The sequence below is a fragment of the Desulfuromonas sp. AOP6 genome, assembly GCF_009731355.2.
Taxonomy (GTDB): domain Bacteria; phylum Desulfobacterota; class Desulfuromonadia; order Desulfuromonadales; family SZUA-540; genus SZUA-540.
The window spans coordinates 475375-494444 of sequence record NZ_AP022810.1 but is presented as its reverse complement, the minus strand read 5'-3'; the positions used below and the strand labels follow the sequence as shown (position 1 = coordinate 494444).

At 56.0% G+C, this 19070-nt stretch carries 13 protein-coding genes; 10 read left to right on the top strand and 3 right to left on the bottom strand.

The window, feature by feature from the left end; translation table 11 throughout:
• The first annotated feature begins 1 nt into the window (after nt 1).
• The 4 genes from AOP6_RS02350 to AOP6_RS02335 all read left to right on the top strand — a co-directional run bounded on the left by AOP6_RS02350 (nt 2) and on the right by AOP6_RS02335 (nt 5688).
• Nucleotides 2-880: a DUF3365 domain-containing protein gene (locus tag AOP6_RS02350; RefSeq protein WP_155875038.1), complete on the top strand. Its 879-nt coding sequence runs from the start codon at nt 2-4 to the stop codon at nt 878-880.
• A gap of 129 nt (nt 881-1009) precedes the next feature.
• Nucleotides 1010-2410, top strand: coding sequence for a DUF4388 domain-containing protein (locus AOP6_RS02345; RefSeq protein WP_155875037.1), 1401 nt, complete (start codon nt 1010-1012; stop codon nt 2408-2410).
• A 21-nt stretch (nt 2411-2431) separates the two neighbouring features.
• The gene (locus tag AOP6_RS02340; protein ID WP_213194721.1) at nt 2432-3373 is read left to right on the top strand and encodes a chemotaxis protein CheW; all 942 of its coding nucleotides are present in this window, start codon (nt 2432-2434) and stop codon (nt 3371-3373) included.
• Nucleotides 3373-5688 (top strand): hybrid sensor histidine kinase/response regulator, encoded by a 2316-nt coding sequence (locus AOP6_RS02335; protein WP_155875035.1) that lies wholly within the window; start codon nt 3373-3375, stop codon nt 5686-5688. Before AOP6_RS02340 ends, AOP6_RS02335 begins: the two co-directional genes overlap by 1 nt.
• 96 nt (nt 5689-5784) lie before the next feature.
• Here AOP6_RS02335 and AOP6_RS02330 read toward each other — a convergent pair whose 3' ends face one another.
• Nucleotides 5785-7743: a methyl-accepting chemotaxis protein gene (locus tag AOP6_RS02330; RefSeq protein ID WP_155875034.1), complete on the bottom strand. Its 1959-nt coding sequence runs from the start codon at nt 7741-7743 to the stop codon at nt 5785-5787.
• Between the two features lie 588 nt (nt 7744-8331).
• On the opposite strand from AOP6_RS02330, the gene AOP6_RS02325 reads away from it, so the two are divergent.
• A complete protein-coding gene (locus AOP6_RS02325; protein ID WP_155875033.1) occupies nt 8332-8649 on the top strand; it encodes a c-type cytochrome in 318 nt (105 codons plus the stop codon).
• Nucleotides 8650-8717: 68 nt separating this feature from the next.
• Here the strand turns inward: AOP6_RS02325 and proC are convergent, their stop codons facing one another.
• The gene (proC, locus tag AOP6_RS02320; RefSeq protein WP_155875032.1) at nt 8718-9530 is read right to left on the bottom strand and encodes a pyrroline-5-carboxylate reductase; all 813 of its coding nucleotides are present in this window, start codon (nt 9528-9530) and stop codon (nt 8718-8720) included.
• Nucleotides 9531-9762: 232 nt separating this feature from the next.
• Here proC and speE point away from each other — a divergent pair, with 232 nt between their 5' ends.
• Both speE and speA read left to right on the top strand, forming a co-directional pair.
• Entirely contained in the window at nt 9763-10608 is an 846-nt protein-coding gene (gene speE, locus AOP6_RS02315; protein WP_155875031.1) for a polyamine aminopropyltransferase, read from the top strand.
• A 128-nt stretch (nt 10609-10736) separates the two neighbouring features.
• Complete coding sequence (gene speA, locus AOP6_RS02310; protein WP_155875030.1) at nt 10737-12650, top strand: biosynthetic arginine decarboxylase; 1914 nt, start codon at nt 10737-10739, stop codon at nt 12648-12650.
• Nucleotides 12651-12694: 44 nt separating this feature from the next.
• On the opposite strand, the gene AOP6_RS02305 is transcribed toward speA, so the two are convergent.
• A complete protein-coding gene (locus tag AOP6_RS02305) occupies nt 12695-14320 on the bottom strand; it encodes a sigma 54-interacting transcriptional regulator (protein ID WP_155875029.1) in 1626 nt (541 codons plus the stop codon).
• Nucleotides 14321-14654: 334 nt separating this feature from the next.
• Between AOP6_RS02305 and AOP6_RS02300 the strand changes: the two genes are divergently transcribed.
• The 3 genes from AOP6_RS02300 to AOP6_RS02290 are packed head-to-tail and all read left to right on the top strand — an operon-like array spanning nt 14655 to nt 18972.
• Nucleotides 14655-15869, top strand: coding sequence for a hypothetical protein (locus tag AOP6_RS02300; RefSeq protein ID WP_155875028.1), 1215 nt, complete (start codon nt 14655-14657; stop codon nt 15867-15869).
• 15 nt (nt 15870-15884) lie between these two features.
• Entirely contained in the window at nt 15885-16706 is an 822-nt protein-coding gene (locus tag AOP6_RS02295) for a cytochrome c3 family protein (RefSeq protein WP_155875027.1), read from the top strand.
• Between the two features lie 34 nt (nt 16707-16740).
• Entirely contained in the window at nt 16741-18972 is a 2232-nt protein-coding gene (locus tag AOP6_RS02290; protein ID WP_213194719.1) for a multiheme c-type cytochrome, read from the top strand.
• The last annotated feature ends 98 nt before the right edge of the window (nt 18973-19070 follow it).

The following is a 19070-nucleotide window of genomic DNA, read 5'->3' as shown; positions in this document are numbered from 1 at the left end:
CATGTTCAAAAATTTGACCATCCGTAAACGCATCATGGCCATTCTCGCCATTGTCTATGTCATATCCCTGAGCCTTGCCGTCGGTGGCGGCTATTATGTCCTGCGGCAGGACACTATTCGTGAGTCCCTGGAAAAAACCGAGATCTTTTCCGCGGCCATGAGCAGCTCGGCCGCCTACCTGGGCAGCTCCATTCGCCCCAAGGTTCTGGAATACCTTCCCGAAACCTATTTCCCCGAGGCGACGGTCGGCATTTTCATGCTCACCACCATCGCCAAAACGGTTCAGGACCAGTATCCCGAATATATTTACCGCATCGCCTCACCCAACCCCCTCAATCCAGAAAATTTAGCCAATGAATGGGAAGAGCAAACCATAAAGAAATTCGAAACCGGCGAAATGGACACCTGGCGTGGTTTCGTTGATCGTGATGGCAAGGAATACTACGCCGTGGCCACGCCCATGTCTGCCGGACAGAACTGCATCTGGTGTCATGACACCCCCGAGGTGGCGCACCCCAAAATGGTTGAGCAATACGGCACCCGCTCTGGCTATGGCTACACCCTGGGGGACGTGGTCGGCGCTCGCATCGTCTATGTTCCCACCGATGTCGCCCTGGCCCAGGCCAAGAAAAAACTGGCCTATTTCGCCGGCGGCTTCAGCCTCTTCTTCCTGCTGGCCCTCATCGCCGTTGACCGCATTATCGTCAGCAGCGTGGTGCGCCCCATCGAAAGAATCGTGGCCGCTGCCGAAGACATCAGCCGCGGCAAAATGGACCGTGAGTTCGAAGTGACCTCCAACGACGAGATCAAGGCGCTGGCCGATGCCTTTAAACGCATGAAGGTCTCGCTCTCCAAAGCGATGGACATTTTGAGAAAATAATTCCTTGCTGCCTGCCAGGTCCCACCGGAATACCCCCGGCGAGACCTGGCAGGCATTCTTGAAAAACGGTCCTCACCCTCCACACGGGTGCAATGCTGACCTGACCGCCATTTAACTCCGGGATTTACTATGAGCAATGAAGCCAAGCGCATTCTCGTCGTGGATGATTCCCCCACCGTACGACGTCTTATCGAACTGATCCTTTCGCAGCAGGGCTACAAGATCTACACGGCCGAGGATGGGGAGAAAGGGCTCGAAGTAGCCAGGGAAGTCTCTCCGTCCGCCATTCTCGTCGATTTCGTCATGCCCCGCATGAACGGCCACATGTTTTGCAAAACCTTGCGCTCCGACCCCAAGATGAAGGACATTCCCATCATCCTGATTTCCTCCAAAGGGGAAGTTGTCGGGCAGGCCTTTGAAGAGTCCTTCGGCGTACTCCATTATTTCACCAAACCCTTCGAGCCCGACGATCTTCTCGCCAAGCTCGAACAGGTTCTCTCTGGAAAACCGGTGAGCCCACCGGAAGAAATCCCCCCCGCCAGTATGCCCGCGAAGGGAAAGGCGCCTGCTCCGACAACCCCGAGCGCTGCGCCCCAGGCCCCGGCGCCAACAGCCAAGGCCGTCAAAGCAGAGGCGGAAGCTCCCGCTGGGATCACGGGCCAGTCCATCGCCGTCGAGGTGCAAGACGCTCTGGACAAGCTGCTTCGCCAGTATTTCCAGAAAGACTTCCCGGTCCTGATGAAGAATGTTATGGCCGACACCTTGCGGGAGACGGGACTGGTCAAAAGCGAAACACTGGTTCTCTCCGGCGATCTGTCTCATCTCTCCCTGCCCGACGTACTGAATTTCATTCACAACTCCCGACTCTCGGGCAGACTGTCCATCTTTTCCCGTGATATTTTCGGGGAAATTTTTCTTGAAAACGGCCTCTTTGTCTTTTCAACGGTCAGTCGCAAAGGAACCCACAGGTTCCTTACCGACCTTATGTGCCGGGACGGTCGTCTGAAATGCAGCAAAAAAGCTCTGCAAGGTGTTATCGAAGAATCCCGTTCCAAAAATCTTCCCGTTGGACGGGTGCTCGTCGAGCGGGGCCACATTACCAATGATGAACTGATGGAATATCTCAAACGCCACGCTCAGGAGGCCTTCAACGCCATTCTGGAAGTAAGTTCGGGAAATTTCTTCCTCGAAAAGGACGCCCTGCCGGTCAATCTGCAGGACATCAGCTTCCGTCTACCCCTGATGAATGTCCTGATGGAAGGGCTGCGCCTGCTCGATGAAAAGCAACTGGCCCAGACGGAGTTCAAGGACGAAAACGTGGTTCTTGTCCGCCTGATTACCAACGAGGATGCCCTGGAATCGATCAATCTTACGGAAAAGGAATTGACTTTCTTCTCCATTATCGATGGGAAAAAGACCTTGCGGCAGCTTATTGAAAAAAGCGGCATGACCCCCCTCGAGACAAAGCGGATCTGCTACACACTCACCAAGGTGGGCCTGCTGCAGCGGAAATATATACAGGAAAGATAGGATAGAAGCCTGATGGGAGACATGCGTAACACACTCCTGCCTGTTTTTCTGGAAGAGGCCCTGGAAAACTTTGGCAACATAGAGAAATGCCTGCAATCCCTCGGCAAGATCGGGGATAGCGGGCAGGAACTTCTGGAGCCCGCCTTCCGTTCGGCCCACACCATTAAAGGGACGGCAGGTCTCGTCAAACTGGCGGAAACCAGCACCATTGCCCGCCGTCTGGAAGAGGCCCTGGAAACCCTCAACCTGTCCGGCAACATTCCCTCCTCAGCGGAGGTCAAAGTGCTTAACCTGGCCTTCGAAGTTCTACGGGAACAGGTGCGTCTCACGAGCGAAAACCAGCCCGAAAGAACTGGGGCCGCCGCCGAGGTTGATCAGGCTCTGCGGGAAGCCGAGGCCGCCACCAGACGCCCGAGCTTTTCTGTCGTACCGCAACAGGGGGGGGAGGAACCATCCCCCCTGACTATCCCAATGGAGAGAATCGTGCCGGCGGCTGCAGAACCGACGGAGCCTCCTGAGCTCGAAGCCCTCCAGGAAGAGGCCGCCTTTGACGCTCTGCAGGAGAGCATCGAGTTTGACCCGGACGAGGAAAACTCCACACGCGTCGCCCTGCGAGGATTCGCCTGCTGCCATTTTCAGGTGGCGGGAGTCGAATATTATCTGCCGATGGAAAACATGCTGGAGATCTCTCCCTTGCCCCCTCTGACGCGGTTGCCTCTCGCCCCCGACTACATACAGGGGTTGGCCAACCTGCGCGGCTCCGTTGTTCCCGTCATCCATCTGGGACGGCTTAACGGACACAGGGGCGCGGCATCCTCGGACAGGCACCTGGTTATCGCCATATCGGGCACTGAAAAAATAGGCTTCATCGCCGAGAGCATGCCGAACCTTTCCATGGAGACACCGGGCGAGGTGATCCACCCATCCACCTTCATCCAAAAATTCAAAATAGGAGCAGCCTGATGGCCAGCATTCAGGAAAGCGCTCTGCAGCTATTCTATGAAGAGGCGGAGGAGCATCTGGCCATCCTGGAAGAAGGCCTGCTGCAGATGGAGAAAAATCCGGTCGTCCACCCCGAGGATATCGACCGCCTTTTCCGTTCGGCCCACACGATAAAGGGATCGGCCGGCCTAATGAAGCTCAAGACCGTCGCCGCTGTTTCCCACCGTCTGGAGGATACCCTTGAGGGTATCCGCGACGGTCGCAGCGTCGCGACCAGGGCAAAGGCTGACGCGCTGCTCTTCGCACTCGACCAGATCCGCGAACTGATCCGGCTGGCCGGCGAGGGGAATACCGAACCCGATGGTTTTCTGGAGGAGGTTGATCAACAGCTCCAGTTTGCCGAAAAGCAGGCATCGGAGATGGTTCAGACGGAGCGGGTTCAGGTGCAGGCCGTGATGAAGCCCGTGGACCCATCGACGGATCAGGATTCCACCTATGCAGGCAGCGAACGGCGGACAGGCTCCCGGAGGGATGATGACTCGGCCGTTGTTTCAGGCGGGATCATCAAGGTGGCGGCTGACAAAATCGAGGCCATGATGGAAATTCTCGGAGAGATCACCGTCTCCAAGACCCACATGATCAACGAACTCAGCGTCATCGATAAAATCAGGGAAGAGGTCGAGTTTGCCGGCTCCCGCCTGTTGCGTGAAGTCAGTACCTTCTCTGAACGCTTCGCCTATGCGCTGCCCGAACAGGTAAAAGCGACCGATTCCATGCTGGCCGAATTCCACGAGCTCGAATTTGACCGCTATGACGAGCTCAATCTCTTTGCCCGCACTCTGCAGGAAATCACCAACGACATCAACGAAGCCCTGCGGACCATGGCTGACTTCTTCAGCGACTTCAATACAGAAATCGACCAGCTCGATCGCATGACGGTCGACATGAAGGAACGGATTTCAGAAGCCAGGACCATCCAGGCCTCCAATCTTTTCCAGCGCTTCACCCGTTCCGTAAGAGAACTGTCCAAACAGACAGGAAAACCCCTGGAGCTTATTGTCTCCGGCGGCGAGACTCTTATCGACCGCGCCGTTTATGACGGCCTCTACGATCCGCTGCTCCATATCGTCCGCAATGCCGTTGCCCACGGTTTCGAGTCGGTGGAAGACCGTGAAAAATTGGGCAAACCCGCCGTCGGCACCATCTGGCTGTCGGCCAAAAGGCTCGGCAACACGGTCGAAATCGTAATCCGCGATGACGGCCGGGGCATTCAGTTCGACAAGGTCCGTAAAAGGGCCCTTGAAAAAGGATTTATCACGCCGGATCAGGATGTGTCGGAGCAGGAATTGGTCGACATGATCTTCCGGCCCGGCTTCAGCACCACCGAAACGACCGACTCCACTTCCGGCCGCGGGGTCGGCATGAACGTTGTCATGGACAGGCTGGCCTCCCTCAATGGTACCATCGATATCGACACTATTCAGGGACAGGGCACCACCATGCGACTGACGCTGCCCCTGTCGCTGGTCATCGTCAACATCATTCAGTTCCGGGTCGGCGAGCAACGCTTTGTCATTCCCTCAACTCTTGTGTCCGAGATTGTCGACCTGCCAGCCGGCGACGATATTCCCGAATACCTCGATGTGCGCGGGAACAAACTCCCGCTGGTCGACCTGAACAGCTTTTTCGGCCTGCCCCGGACAGGCAGTACTGCCCCTTTGCGCTTCGCCATCGTCACCCAGGCCTCAGGCGTAAAAACAAGCCTTCTGGTGGAAGAAATTATCAGCCAGGAAGATACGGTTATCAAACCCTTCGATTCCATGCTCAGAGAGATGCCCTATTTTTCAGGCAGCAGCATCTCCGGTGACGGCACCTTGCGTCTGGTCATCAACCCTACCCGCCTGCTCGCCTCTGTTGAAAAATCTTTCCTTCCTGAGGAAGCCGTGGCCTTCGTAGATGAAAACCAGGCCCCGCGAGTGCTGATCGTCGACGACTCCCTCAGCGTACGCAAATACGCGTCCATGCTGCTCGAAGCCCACGGCATCGAGGTTCTCACCGCCAACAACGGCATGGACGCCCTGAACGTCCTGGATGAAAATCAGGTGGATTTCATTATCACCGACCTCGAAATGCCCATCATGCACGGCTACGAACTTCTCGGAGAGCTTGGCCGCCGCGGTGTTCTCGACACCATCCCTGTGGCCGTACTCACCTCCCGAGCCGGCAAACAGCATCAGGACAAAGCCTATTCTCTCGGCGCCTCGGACTACCTGATAAAGCCTTTCGAAGAGGAATCCCTGCTGGAAGTCGTCCGACGCAATACGCAGCGTCACTAGGCAATCAAACACATTTCAAAAGCAGCGAAACGCAAAAAAGCCAGGCTAAAAACCTGGCTTTTTTGCGTTTCGTGACGTGAAGTCTTCGGGGGATGATCAGGCCGTTTTGATATCCAGATCCGTATCGAATATTTCATCCTCAAGGGCCACCAGATCGTCTTCGATCTCTTCTGCCGGCATCATCTCCCCTTTCTCACCGGAAAGGTCAAAAGACACGCCCTGCTGCAGCAGGTCGTCTTCCTCGCCGGGCAGAATGAACTGGGAAAGAGAGTTCAGCAGGGTTTCGGACATGTCATGGAGACCGTCGGAGATGCGCGCGGAGTCCTTCACCATCGAACTGGCCTGCTTGGAAATCACGGAGACTTCCTTCATGGAAAGCACAGCCTCATTGGTAAGGTGCTGCTGTTTCTGGGACAGGTCAAAGATTTCGGTAACAACCTGCTTGGAATCGCCGATAGCCTTCTGAATTTCACTGAAGGCATCGCCCGTATCCTGAGCCAGCTTGGTCTGTCCTTCAACCGTCCGGGTCTCTTCTTCAAGCGAGGCGGTTACTTCGCCTGCCTCCGTCTGGATCGCCTTGATAATACCGGTAATCTGCTTGGTGGCCTCCGCCGACTTGTCGGCCAGGCGCTTGATTTCATCGGAAATAACCAGAAAGCCGCGGCCCTGTTCGCCGGCGCGAGCCGCTTCGATGGAGGCGTTCATGGCCAGAATCGTCGTCCGGGTGGCAACCTCGGAGATCAACTGGGAAATGGTGCCGATTTCAAGCAGCCTTTCGGAGAGGGATTTCATCTTTTTGTTGATGACCTGCACGGTGACGCGGATCAGCTGCATCCCCTCGATATTCTGCATAACCAGATTGTTACCCTGTCCGGTAACCTGGTCCACCAGAGCCGAGGTCTCCTGCGCCAGGGTGGCCTTTTCACTGATTTCCAGCGTGGTCGAAGAGGTTTCATTAACAAACTCGGTCGCTTCTCGAACCTGAGCCGCCTGTTTTTCAGCGCCGGCTTCCATGGTCTTGAAGATCTCCAGCAGGTGCTGGGATTCGCGACCGACCTCTTCCGCCTTGCGGCGTGTATCGGCCATCTGCTCTGCCAAGCTGTCGACCATCAGGTTGTAGGCGTCCGCGATCGAGCCGAAGGCGTCGGCGGTAACCGGGGCCTTAACGGTCAGGTCGCCGTCAGCCGCCTCGCTGACAACCTCCAGAAAACCGATCAGGTTGTTCTGCGTCTCTTCCCGCTCACTCTCGGTAATGATGGAGTCCTGCAGCTTATGCAGGGATTCGTTGAACAGACTTGCGACCTCGGCCAGCTCATCGTGCGTATCGACATGGATCTCATCGAAGTTTCCCTCGGAAAGATTGGCGACACCGGCCTTGAATTTTTCAAAGGATGCCGTGATGCGCTTGCCGACCACCGAAGCCGAAAACAAACCAATCAGAACCAGCACCAGCGCCACGACGGGAATCGCCCACATGGAAAAAGACCAGGCTCCTGATGTTTTGCCGCGGGCAACATCCTTGAGAACGGCCCTTTTCACCACAGGCAGGATATTGGAGAACTCCCGCAGATTCATGGAGAAAGCCTTGATGGCGGGGTCTGCCTGTGCAAGGGTGGCGCCCTCAAACAGGGTATCGGCCAGGATATCGAGGTTGCTGAGCAGATCAGCCTGAATCGCTTCCATCTGGGATATGGACCGGGTTATTTCGATATTGCCCACGGAAAGAGCTTTAAGCTGCCCCAGAAGGCTGGGAACCCCTTGGACCCGGCTGTACAGGGCATCGCTGTACTGCTCCATGGCGTTTTCGTCACCACGGGACGCCGCCAGCAGAAAATCCTTCTCACTGCCGCGCATGAGGGCAAGTTCCTGGCTCATCTGGTCGACGATGCCGAGCTTCTCAACCTGCTCATTGGCCACGCTCAGCAAGGCTGTGTGGGAGCGATAAAAGAAATAGTAACTGGTGGCAATCGTTACCAGGGAAACGACGGTGAAAAAGAGGGCGACGCGCACAAGCTTGCGCCGGATAGTACGGACGTTTTTGGCTGGCTGAGCCATTCTTGAGCCTCCCTGAAAATGATTATGGCAAAAAGCGTTCAGGCTTTTCGTAGCACAATGACCGGAGCACCCGGCCGTGGGTCGTTCATAAAAACGATTCCCCGGTGGGATATTGACAAAGTATTGACTGTAAAGGACTGCCTTAGCTGGGTATTAGCAAGGGAAGTGCCAAGTCATTAAACCCATTGCTGGGAATCCTGGCTGTTTCGCCACGACAGGCCAGTAATGCCCTCGAACTCCCTTTTATCATCTATAAATTTTTACAGTGACCAGCATGTGCCGGAGTTGAGAGATCTTTCATCTTCAACTTCCCCTTCCTGGCACAGTTTGGTCGACACACTAATGTTTACTCCTCGAGGCCGCCGAGACAACCTTCGGAACAAATCACCCTCTGAGCTCGCACCACCTCTGGCTATTTGACTGCAAAGCCAGTCTTTTCACGAACAAACGTCATCTTTGCCTGCAATCAAAAGGGTTTCATATCCACCTATTTTTGTTGGCACGCAAAATGCTGATCAAATCGATAAAAGCAGTCAACATCTGCTCATAAATTTTTTCTAACCATATCACAACCCAAGGAGGAACATCATGAAAAGACTGTCTGTTCTCGTCACCCTTCTGATCGCCTTTTCTCTGGCGGCGCCCTCGGCCCATGCCGCCAACTGGAGAAAAGGCAAGGCTTTATTCAAGGACAACTGCATGAGCTGCCACGACGACAAAAGTGATTCCGTAAAAGTATCTCCCGGCGACAAGACCAAGGCTCAGTGGAACCGCTTTTTTGACCGCGACAAGCATGAAGCAAAACCCGAAGTTTTTAACAAGCTTTCCAAGAAGGATCTGGAAAATCTGAAGAGCTATCTGGACAAATATTCCCTCGACTCAGCCAAGCCGGGCACCTGCGGCTAGGCCCGTCACAGCAGATCCTTTGACGAGGAAGGGGCCGATCTTTCGATCGGCCCCTTCCTCGTTCTGCCTCATTTTTTACCCAACTCCTGTGAGCGCTGGGCGGCGGCGCCGACAGCCTCCATGACCACCGACCGCAGCCCGCCCTTTTCGAGAACAGCCATGCCGGCGATGGTGGTGCCGCCTGGAGAGCAGACCCGATCCCGTAGCACCGCCGGGTGATCGGCGCTTTCATGCACCAGTCGAGCCGCCCCCAGGACGGTCTGCACCGCGAGAGCGTGAGCCACATCGCGGCTCAGACCCTGCTGCACGCCGCCGGCGGTAAGAGCTTCGATGAACGTGAAGACGAAGGCCGGCCCCGAACCGGACAGGCCGGTGACCGCATCCATCTGCCCTTCGCTGACCCATTGCATGATACCCACCGTTTCAAACAGTCGGCCGGCTAGCAACTTATCCTGCGCGGCAGCATGACGGCCGGCACACAGGGCAGAAGCCCCAAAGCCGACCAGGGCGGGCGTATTGGGCATGGCCCTTATCACCCGGGGTGAATGGTCAAGCCCCTGCTCAAGGGAGGTCGTGGACACGCCCGCCAGGATGCTGACCAGGAGTTTGTCCTGCGAAAAAACGGGGCGGATTTCATCGAGAACCGCGCCGACGACCTGAGGCTTAACCGCCAGCACGATCAGCTCGCTTTTCTCCACAAGGTCACGATTGTCAGCAGCCACCTGAACCTGATAACGCTCCTGAAGCAGGCGACAGCGATTGGGGTCAGGCTCGGAGATGACAATCCCGGTCGCGGGAAACCCGCCGTTAAGCAATCCCTTGATAAACGCCTCGGCCATGTTGCCGGCCCCGACAAATCCAATCCTTTCCAACCCGACCATTTTGTTTGTCCTTTCAGGATGTTTGGCAATAAACGGTAGTAAATCGGAAATCTCCGGCAAAGTCAATTGAGCCGCCTTAAAAAAACTGCAAAAATGACGGGGCCACACAAAAGGGGCTAGGCAAAGGGGCCGATTTGCCATATCCTGTGCGGCTGTTAAATTTAATAGCTGATCGAACTCTCACCCGAAAACGCCAGAGGGCTGTTTATTTAGTCTTGAAAGGATGGATCCCATGGACTTGTGGTACACGGAAAAACACTCGGAAAACGTCGGCATCACCATGAAGGCAACCAAAACCCTCTTTTCCGGCAAGAGCGAATTTCAGCAGCTCGACATCATCGAAACCCTGGAATATGGCAGGATGATGCTCCTGGACGGCCTGGTCATGGTGACCGAACGGGACGAGTTTGTCTATCACGACATGATCACCCATCCCGCCCTCTTCACCCACCCTCATCCGAAGAAGGTGCTGGTCATCGGCGGTGGCGACGGTGGTACCATTCGGGAGATCATGAAGCATAAAGGGGTGGAACTGGCAGTTTTGTGCGAAATCGACGGCCTCGTCATCGACAAATCCATCGAACTGCTGCCCTCCATGGCCTGCGAGATTGACGGCAGCAATCCCCGCGTCAAACTGCACGTGGATGACGGCCTCGCCTATATCCGCGACCACCAGAACGAATTTGATGTGATCATGGTTGATTCCACCGATCCCATCGGCCCGGCCGTCGGTCTCTTTGAAGAAGACTTCTACCGTCTGGTTTTCGGCGCCCTGAAAGAGGACGGCATCATGGTGGCCCAGAGCGAGTCCCCCTTCTACCATGCCGAGATCCAGAAGAACATGTATGCCAACCTGCGCAACGTCTTCCCCCTGGTGGAGATGTACCAGGCCTTCATCCCCACCTATCCCAGTGGTTTCTGGAGCTTCGCCTTCGCCAGCAAGAAGTATCACCCGGTGAAGGATTTCAACCGCGAACGCGCCGCCAAGCGGGGCTTTTACACCAAATACTACAACGAGGATCTGCACCTCGGCGCCTTCATGCTGCCGACCTTCGCTCGTGAGAACATCGCCCCCTAGGCCGGGCACCAAACCAACGACCCTGATGGCCGGGCCGCGGAGCGCATACCGTCTCCACGGCTTTCACCTTTGAGTCGAACACGCCGATTTCTATTTTAGGGAACTCCATCCACCGGGAGCAGCCAACGATGAACCGAAAACTTGCGCAGAACTGGACTCTTGAGGCATCCGCCGCCCTCTACGGCATCCGTGAATGGGGGGCTGGTCACTTCGATCTCGACGAGCAGGGGAATGTGGCGGTTAATGCCCGCTTTCAGGGCAAAAAAGTATCGGTCTCCCTCATGGACATCGTCGCCGGTATCGAAGAACGTGGCCATACCATGCCCGTATTGCTGCGCATCGAAAACCTGCTCGACGCCCGCATCGCCTTCCTCAACGAGACCTTTCGCGCCGCCATTGATCGCGCCGGCTACCGGGGCGAATACCGGGGGGTCTTCCCCGTCAAGGTCAACCAGCAGTGTCAGGTCATTGAGGAGATTGTCCGCTTCGGCGCGCCCTACGGCCACGGCCTGGAGGCCGGGAGCAAAGCCGAGCTGGTGCTGGCGCTGGCTTCCCTGCGGGAAGGGGGGTTGCTGATCCTCAACGGCTACAAGGACCGCGAGTTTATCGATCTCGGTCTGTGGGCAGACAGGCTGGGCTATCGCTGCATTTTCGTTATCGAATCCCCTTCCGAGCTCCCCCTGCTCATCGAGCGCAGCAAGGCTCTCGGAATCCGTCCCCTCATCGGTGCTCGTGTGAAGGTTTCCGCCAAGGTCGGCGGCCTGTGGACGGAGACCAGCGGCGACCGCAGCAGCTTCGGGCTGAGCACGGCCCAGCTCCTCTCCGTGGTCGACACCCTCCGCCAGGAGCAGATGCTCGACTGCCTGCAGCTGCTGCACTGCCATCTCGGCTCGCAGATCCCGCACCTGGCCGATATCCGTGCCGGCGTCCTGGAAGCCTGTCGTTATTACAGCGATCTGGTGCGCGAAGGGGCCACCATGGGCTACCTCGACCTCGGCGGTGGCCTGGCCGTGGATTACAGTGGCGTCCGCTCCGGCCATGTCCATTCCCGCGACTATACCCTTGACGACTACTGCGATACCCTGGTCGGCACCATCGGCCAGACTCTGGACGCGGAAGGCATCCCCCATCCGCATATCGTCACCGAATCGGGTCGGGCCACGGTGGCCTACGCCTCCATGCTCCTTTTCAACATCCTCGACGTCATGCATTTCGAGGCCGTCGCCCTGCCTGACGCCCTGCCGGCCGAGGCCCACCCCTTGCTGCACCAGCTCTTCGCCCTGCGCGACGAGGACAGCGAAGCGGACCCGGTCAACCGCTACAACGAGGCGCTCTCCTGTCGCGACCGCATCCGCGAGCTTTACAAGGATGGCCAGATCGGCCTGCGGGATCGCTCCCTGGGCGAGAACATCTTTCTGGCCATCGCTCAGAACATTCTCCGGCATATCATCGAGACCGGCAAAACGCCTTTAGGCCTGGAGGGCCTGCGTGAAAGTCTGGCCGATATCTACTACGGCAACTTCAGCGTCTTTCAATCCCTGCCCGACACCTGGGCCATCGGCCAGCTCTTCCCCATCATCCCCCTGCACCGCCACCTGGAGGCCCCCCGACGCGAGGCCATTATCTCGGACCTCACCTGCGATTGCGACGGCAAGCTCGACGCCTTCATCGTCGCCGGCGGCGAGAGCCGCATTCTGCCCGTACACCCGCTGAAAAAAGAAGAGGAATACTATCTCGGCGTCTTCCTCATGGGCGCCTATCAGGAGACCTTGGGCGACCTGCACAACCTCTTCGGGGACACCCACGTTGTGAGTGTGCGACTCAATGAGGACGGCAGTTTCGACGTGATGAAAGAGATTCCCGGCGATAGCATCGGCGATGTACTCAGTTATGTGGAATACAACCCGCAGCTCCTGTTTGAGCAGCTGCGCGGCACGGCTGAGGCTGCAGTGCGGCTGGGGCGGCTGACGGTAGCCGAGCGGCAGTTGTTGTTGGAGGAGTTTCGGGGGAGCTTGGCGGGGTATACGTATTATGAGAGGTAGTTTAATGGGGGTGCTGTAAGAGGCAACACCCCCATTGCAAGAAACTAACCGGACCCTACAGCGGTCGAATCATCTCTGGCCTTCCCATCGACAACAATTCCGAGTTTTTTCATTCGGCTGCGAAGAGTGCTGGCATTTGTCCCCAACAATTCTGCGGCACCATTCGGGCCATGGACTTTCCCTCCCGTCATTTTCAACACACGCTTAATATGTTGACATACGACCTCTTCCAGATTGGTGGTTTCAGGAAGTAATTCATATTTTTTTCCATCCTCTTGCGAAAGCTTCGCCAGACACGGGAACAAACATCGTCCCATTTCCCCGAACCGATCGGATGAACAGTTGGAATGCTCCGACAGGTTAAAGTGATCTCGGGAAAGAATCCGCCCTTTATTCTGAATCAAGGCTCTTTCCACAACGTTTTCCATTTCTCGCACATTCCCCGGCCAAGGGTATTGCGTTAAACAATCCATAGCACCGGGGGCTATTTCAGGCGGGGTGCGAAATCCCAGTTCCTTCGACTTAACTTCGACAAGATACTCAAGAAGGGCAGGAATATCCTCGCCGCGATGTCTCACAGGTGGGATAACGATAGGATACGCATTAAGTCTGAACCAGAGATCCTCCCTAAATAGGTTTTCGGAAACCATCTTCTGCAAATCACGGTGGGTGGCGGCAATAACCCGGATATCTACAGGGATTGACGTCGTCCCTCCGACCCGCTCAATCTCCTTATTTTGCAGGACTCTCAGAAGGCGAACCTGTGCCTGTAGAGGGAGTTCACCAATCTCATCCAGAAAGATGGTTCCTCCGTGGGCACGCTCGAATCGACCCGGTTTTTGACTGATGGCGCCGCTGAAGGCCCCCCTCTCATGACCAAAAAGCTCACTGTCGATCAAAGACTCCGGTATGGCACCGCAATTCACTTTAACAAAAGGACCGTCTTTGCGAGGAGACAAACGGTGGACCGCATTGGCGATGACTTCCTTGCCGGTCCCTGTTTCTCCCAACAGCAAGACAGTGTTGGTGAGGCCCCCCACCTGTTTCACCATACTCATGACCGTTGCCAGACCACTGTTTTCACCAATAATTTCGTCCCGAACTTGGATCTTCAGCTCATTTTTGAGGAAACGATTATCCCGATCGAGTTGATTCTTATAATCGAGCAATTTTTGGTGTCTTATCGCATTGGCGGTCGCAATGGCAAAAGGTTCACGGACAGAAGTGATGAGTGCGACATGGTCTTTGTTAAACCGATTCTTGCCCCTCGCTCTTAACACAAGCAGGCCGAGGTCGTTCTCCTCAATCCGCAAGGGCAGAATGATCTCGGAAAACCCTTTGTTTTTCACATAGGGCTCAAATGATCGCGCAAATGCATCGAGATTGGTGTCGTCGATAAGTTTCGCATTTCCACGCATCGCTTCCAGATACCTTGAATAGACATGAGGAGGGAGAGGAACGGCCTCCACGGCCAAGGGAGCAACGTTTTTGGAGGCATGAGCCAAAATGTGCCACCGCTGCTGTCTCTCCTGGTCAGCAAGGGAAATAAGGACCTCATCCAGAGGGAAGAACGTTTGCAGATAAGCCAAGCATCGCTGCAACGCCTGCCGGATATCAAGGCTGCTGCAAATCAATAAAGTAACTTCCTTAAAAAAACCGTCAGAATACATTAGCACTCCCTAACTATCTGAATCTTCAAACTGTTCCCGCCCGAGCTGCGAAATATCGCAAATTATCATTAATCGCGAAATATCACAATATTTTTTGCGATATTTCGCAACACTACCCCTTCCCCACCACGCAACATTCCGTAAATACAAGCTTTATTCTATTGGCACGGTTCACGCTTTGGAATTTCCAATTTAATCCAAAAGCTTCCCATGTCAAAGGGAGGTCTAACAACCAAACACGGGGAAAGGAGTGATCGCGAAGACATTAAAACCGTGGGTGATGAAAATCACATGAAATCAAAGTGACTGGGAAAACATACCCCAAGGAGGCAACATGAAAGTATGGCACCGATGGACGGTCTGCATGGCCGCGATGCTGCTGGCGCTGATGCCGGCGGTCGATGCGCTGGCAGCCTCGATCTCGGGACGCTCAAGCACCGAGATCGAATGGTACGATGATGCCGAGGGCGACACCGCCATGCCGGCCTATCAGTACCTGATGCTCAACGTCAGGGACATCGACGGAGACGGACTCGACTTCCGTGGTTACGGCCGCCTGGCCGATGACTTCAAGGACGAAGTGGATATCGAGAGCCGTCTTTACTACGCTTATTTCGAAAAGAAGGACCTGATCGACGACCTGAATCTGAAGCTCGGTCGACAGTTCATCTCCACCACGGCCGGGGCCTCGATGATGGACGGTCTCTATCTCGACTACGACAACCTCGGTCCCCTCAAGCTGGCTCTGTTCGGCGGTGGCGACGTCGCCTATTACAGCGGCTACAGCGCCGACGACCTCATGTTCGGCGGCGAGCTCAGCGGCCGTTTCTTCGACAGCCTCGACCTGGGTCTGTCCTACGTGCAGAAGTGGGACAACGGCGAACTGGCAAAAGAGCTCTTCGGACTCGATGTCGACTACGACTTCCGCAACGTGCTCAACCTCTACAGTGAAGTCCAGTTCGACTACCTGTCCAACAGCGTCTCCTATTTCCTGGGTGGCGCCAAGTACCGTCCCAACGACAAATGGGGCCTGCGGGCTGAATATCTCTACTCCCTCCCGGTATTCTCCGCCACCTCCATTTATTCCGTCTTTGCCGTCAACGAGTACGAAGAAGTCATGGCCGAACTGACCTACCGCATCGCCGTGGGTCTGCATGCCTTTGGCCGCTACACTCGCGAGATCTACCCCGAGTTCGCTGACGCCGACGTCTTCGAAGCCGGTATCGAGAAAATCCGTACCCGCAACTTCTCCGGTTATCTGACCGGTGTCGTGCGTGAAGACGGCGACGGCCAGGATCTCATGGGCTTCAAAGCCCGCGCCGCCTATCTGTTCAATTCGTACGTTCAGGCTGGTGTTGGTCTTGAGGTCGATGTTCTGGACCGCCGCATCGATGACGAAGATGACGAAACCACCAGCTCCCGCTATTGGGCTGACGTGACCGGCTACATCACCAAGAAGGTCAACGTGCAGGCCAAGATCGAGCGGGTTGAGAGTGATCTGTGGGACTACTACAACCGTGGCCGCGTTCGCCTCAACATCCTCTTTTAGTAAAGGAGTGACGATATGATCCGCTGTTTAATCGCCGTTATGGCCGTCACCTTTGCGTGGGCGCTACCGGCATTGGCGGTCGATTTCGACCACGCCGAGCATCTGACCTACATCGAAGGGACGGATTGCGCCACCTGCCACGTGGAGGGGGCGCAGAGCATCGTTCCCGAGACCTCGGTCTGTCTGCAGTGTCACGATCAGGACTTCGTCGACACCGTCGAGATGCCGGGCCTCAAAACCCACGGACCCGTCTGGGCCCTCAACCATCGTCCCTTTGCCAAGGGCAACACCTATGACTGCGCCGCCTGCCACCAGCAGAGCTACTGCATGGACTGCCACACTTCGGGGCGTTCCGATGAAATGGGTGACTTCGGCAACAACATGATCAACGTGCATCGCAGCGATTTCCACGTAACCCACCCCATCGCCGCCCGCACCAACCAGCAGTTGTGCTCCAGCTGCCACGAGCCCAACTACTGCTCCGACTGCCACAACCAGTTCGCTCCGGCTGACCTGGCTCTTGATTCACACCGCCGTGGCTGGACCGACGGCACTCTGGATGGCATGCACGCCCAATACGATGAAACACAATGTGCGGGCTGCCACACCAGCGGTTCGGTTATCCCCAGCACCACCGGTTGGTCCCAGGCTCATGCCCGTGAGGCCCGCAAGAACCTGGCCACCTGCCAGGCCTGCCACCCACAAGGTGATATTTGTCTCAAGTGCCACAGCGCCACCACTGGCCTGCGGGTGAATCCGCACCCTGCGGACTGGAGCGATATCGACGGCCGCCTCAAGCGGGCCAGCGACGGAAAGACCTGTCGTAAATGCCACTAACGGCATGACCTTAAACTCTCAGGAGGTAAAAAGTATGCGAAGAAGATTATTGACTCTCGTTCCATTTGCAGCGGTCGCTCTTATGGTGGTGCTGTTGCAAGGTTGCGGCAGCAACCGTGATTCGAGCGGGGCTATCACGACGACCGATTCTCTTGGCACCGATGCCACAGGGATCAGTTATGCAGGAGCTGCAACCTGTATTGAATGCCACGAAGGAAAAAGCTGGAGTGCCGCAGCGGTCTCAGGTTACCTAGCTGGCGCACACGTGATCCACAGCGACCACATCGACCAAGAAACGGCGCAAGCTGATGGATGTGCTCAGTGTCATGACCCTATCGCCGATGGTCGCTCGCTCGAAGCCTGGCTCGATTCGAGCGCCATTCCGACTGCCGGCCTGGCTGCTGTTACCTGCGAAGCCTGTCATGGGGCTGGCGGCGAGCATTATGGGGTGGGGCCTATGCCCAACCCTCTGCCCGGCTCCGATACCTGCGGCAAGTGCCATAATGATGCCCTGCCGGACTCTCACCTCCCTCACCACCCTGATGCGGATTCTATTTATGAGAGATACGCTGCCTCGGCTCACGCAGGATCTGCAGGGCCTGGCCGTTCCGAATACTCTACCGATGGATCAAAACTCAATGGCCACATGGAAGACCATCTGCCGTTTGGCCATTCATGCGTCAAGTGCCATACCCATGAAGGTGCCATAGAGTACCTGGAGGTCGACGATGGTGCGGCGATTGCGGCGATTGATGATGGTTCCGGCAAAATTTACACATCCATGCAATGCAAAACCTGCCATGACCCGCACAAAGCAGGTAAATTGCTGGAGCCTGCGATTCACGAAGAGCACCCGGTCTATAAGGACGACGGCGTAACGTTGGATTACTTGGAGGTGACTACCATCTCCTCATCGGAATACAACACCTGCGCAAACTGCCACGATCAAGAGGCCTTTCACCTTACCAAAAACGTTGCCTGGTCGATGCTTGAAACTCATGGTGACGATCCGAACACCACTGACATTGAAGGCTACGTTATTGACGAAACAGCTGAAAACGCTTGCAGCGCCTGTCACGATGTCCACAGCGCTAATATCACGATTAATCAGCAGTGGGCCAAATCGGGCCACGCTGCCGAGATCGCCCTGGTTAAAGAAGAGCTGGGGCCCGATGCGGTCATCTCTCTTGATGACGAGCATGAGCGTCATTCCGTGCTGGCATTCACCGAAATCAACAATGCCTTTGCCGAAGGTCGCGAAACCTGTCAGCGTTGCCACACCACCACCGGCGCCAAGAACTACATGAGCGATCCGGCGAACTACGATCCCGCAAACAATGACTTCTCGCACCTCGACCCTGTTTATGACGAAAACACCGGAGAACTTCTCTCCAATAAAGTCGAAATGCTCTACTGCGGCGCGTGCCACACTAGCGCAACCACAGGAGATTTGGCCGTCAGCGGAGCTGACATCGTCTTGGACTACACCTACGGCGGAGAAGAGATCATCCTCAAGGGTGTTAACGAATCGAAGGCGTGCCTGACCTGTCACGGCGGCTGGGGCAACAATGACAGTCTTGTTGCAATGGATGACGCAGCGCGTGATTTCCATGGCGTGCTGCACCATGGCCCGGCCGGGGCCGTCCTCTTTGCTGAAGAGACCCACGCCGGCTATGAGTTCGCCGGCCAGGTCTACGACAGCACCCCGCACGACATCATTGGCACCACTGATGCTAACGGCAACGAGGTCGTCCCCGGAACGGGCACCGCAGGGCCCTGCGTCGCCTGCCACATGCCCGGCAAAAACCACTCCAACTCCGTGGTCGATGTTGAAAGCATGACCATCAACAGCGAAGGGGTCTGCAACAGCTGCCACTCGATGACGGTCGAAATACTAGAAGCCGCTAACAAGGGCCGGAAGCAGACGGCCAGTTACATCATGGAAGTCGTCAAAAGTGTTCTAATCGACCTCGACTATCCTGAAGCGGATTTAGGCGGCCTCAAACCTGTGTTAGTGGCCACTGTTAATCCAACTTATCTCTCTCTTGACCAGTTCCGGGCAGCAATGAACTGGTGGGTCGTGTACGACGATTTTGGGGCGCACGCACATAACCCCACCTACGTCAAACAGATTGCTTTCGACACGATCGATTATTTGGAGAATGGGACCTTCACAGGCACCATTACCGTAGACACAGCCGCTTGGCTGGATACTGTCAATTGGCTTGGTGGCGATCCGACTACCGGGGTTGTAACTCGCCCTTAACAAACACTCTAGTCACACCATTCAGCCGCCGGGCTACGGCCCGGCGGTTGAATAATATCAAGAGATAATCACCTATTCATCTCGCCGCCATCTTGTTT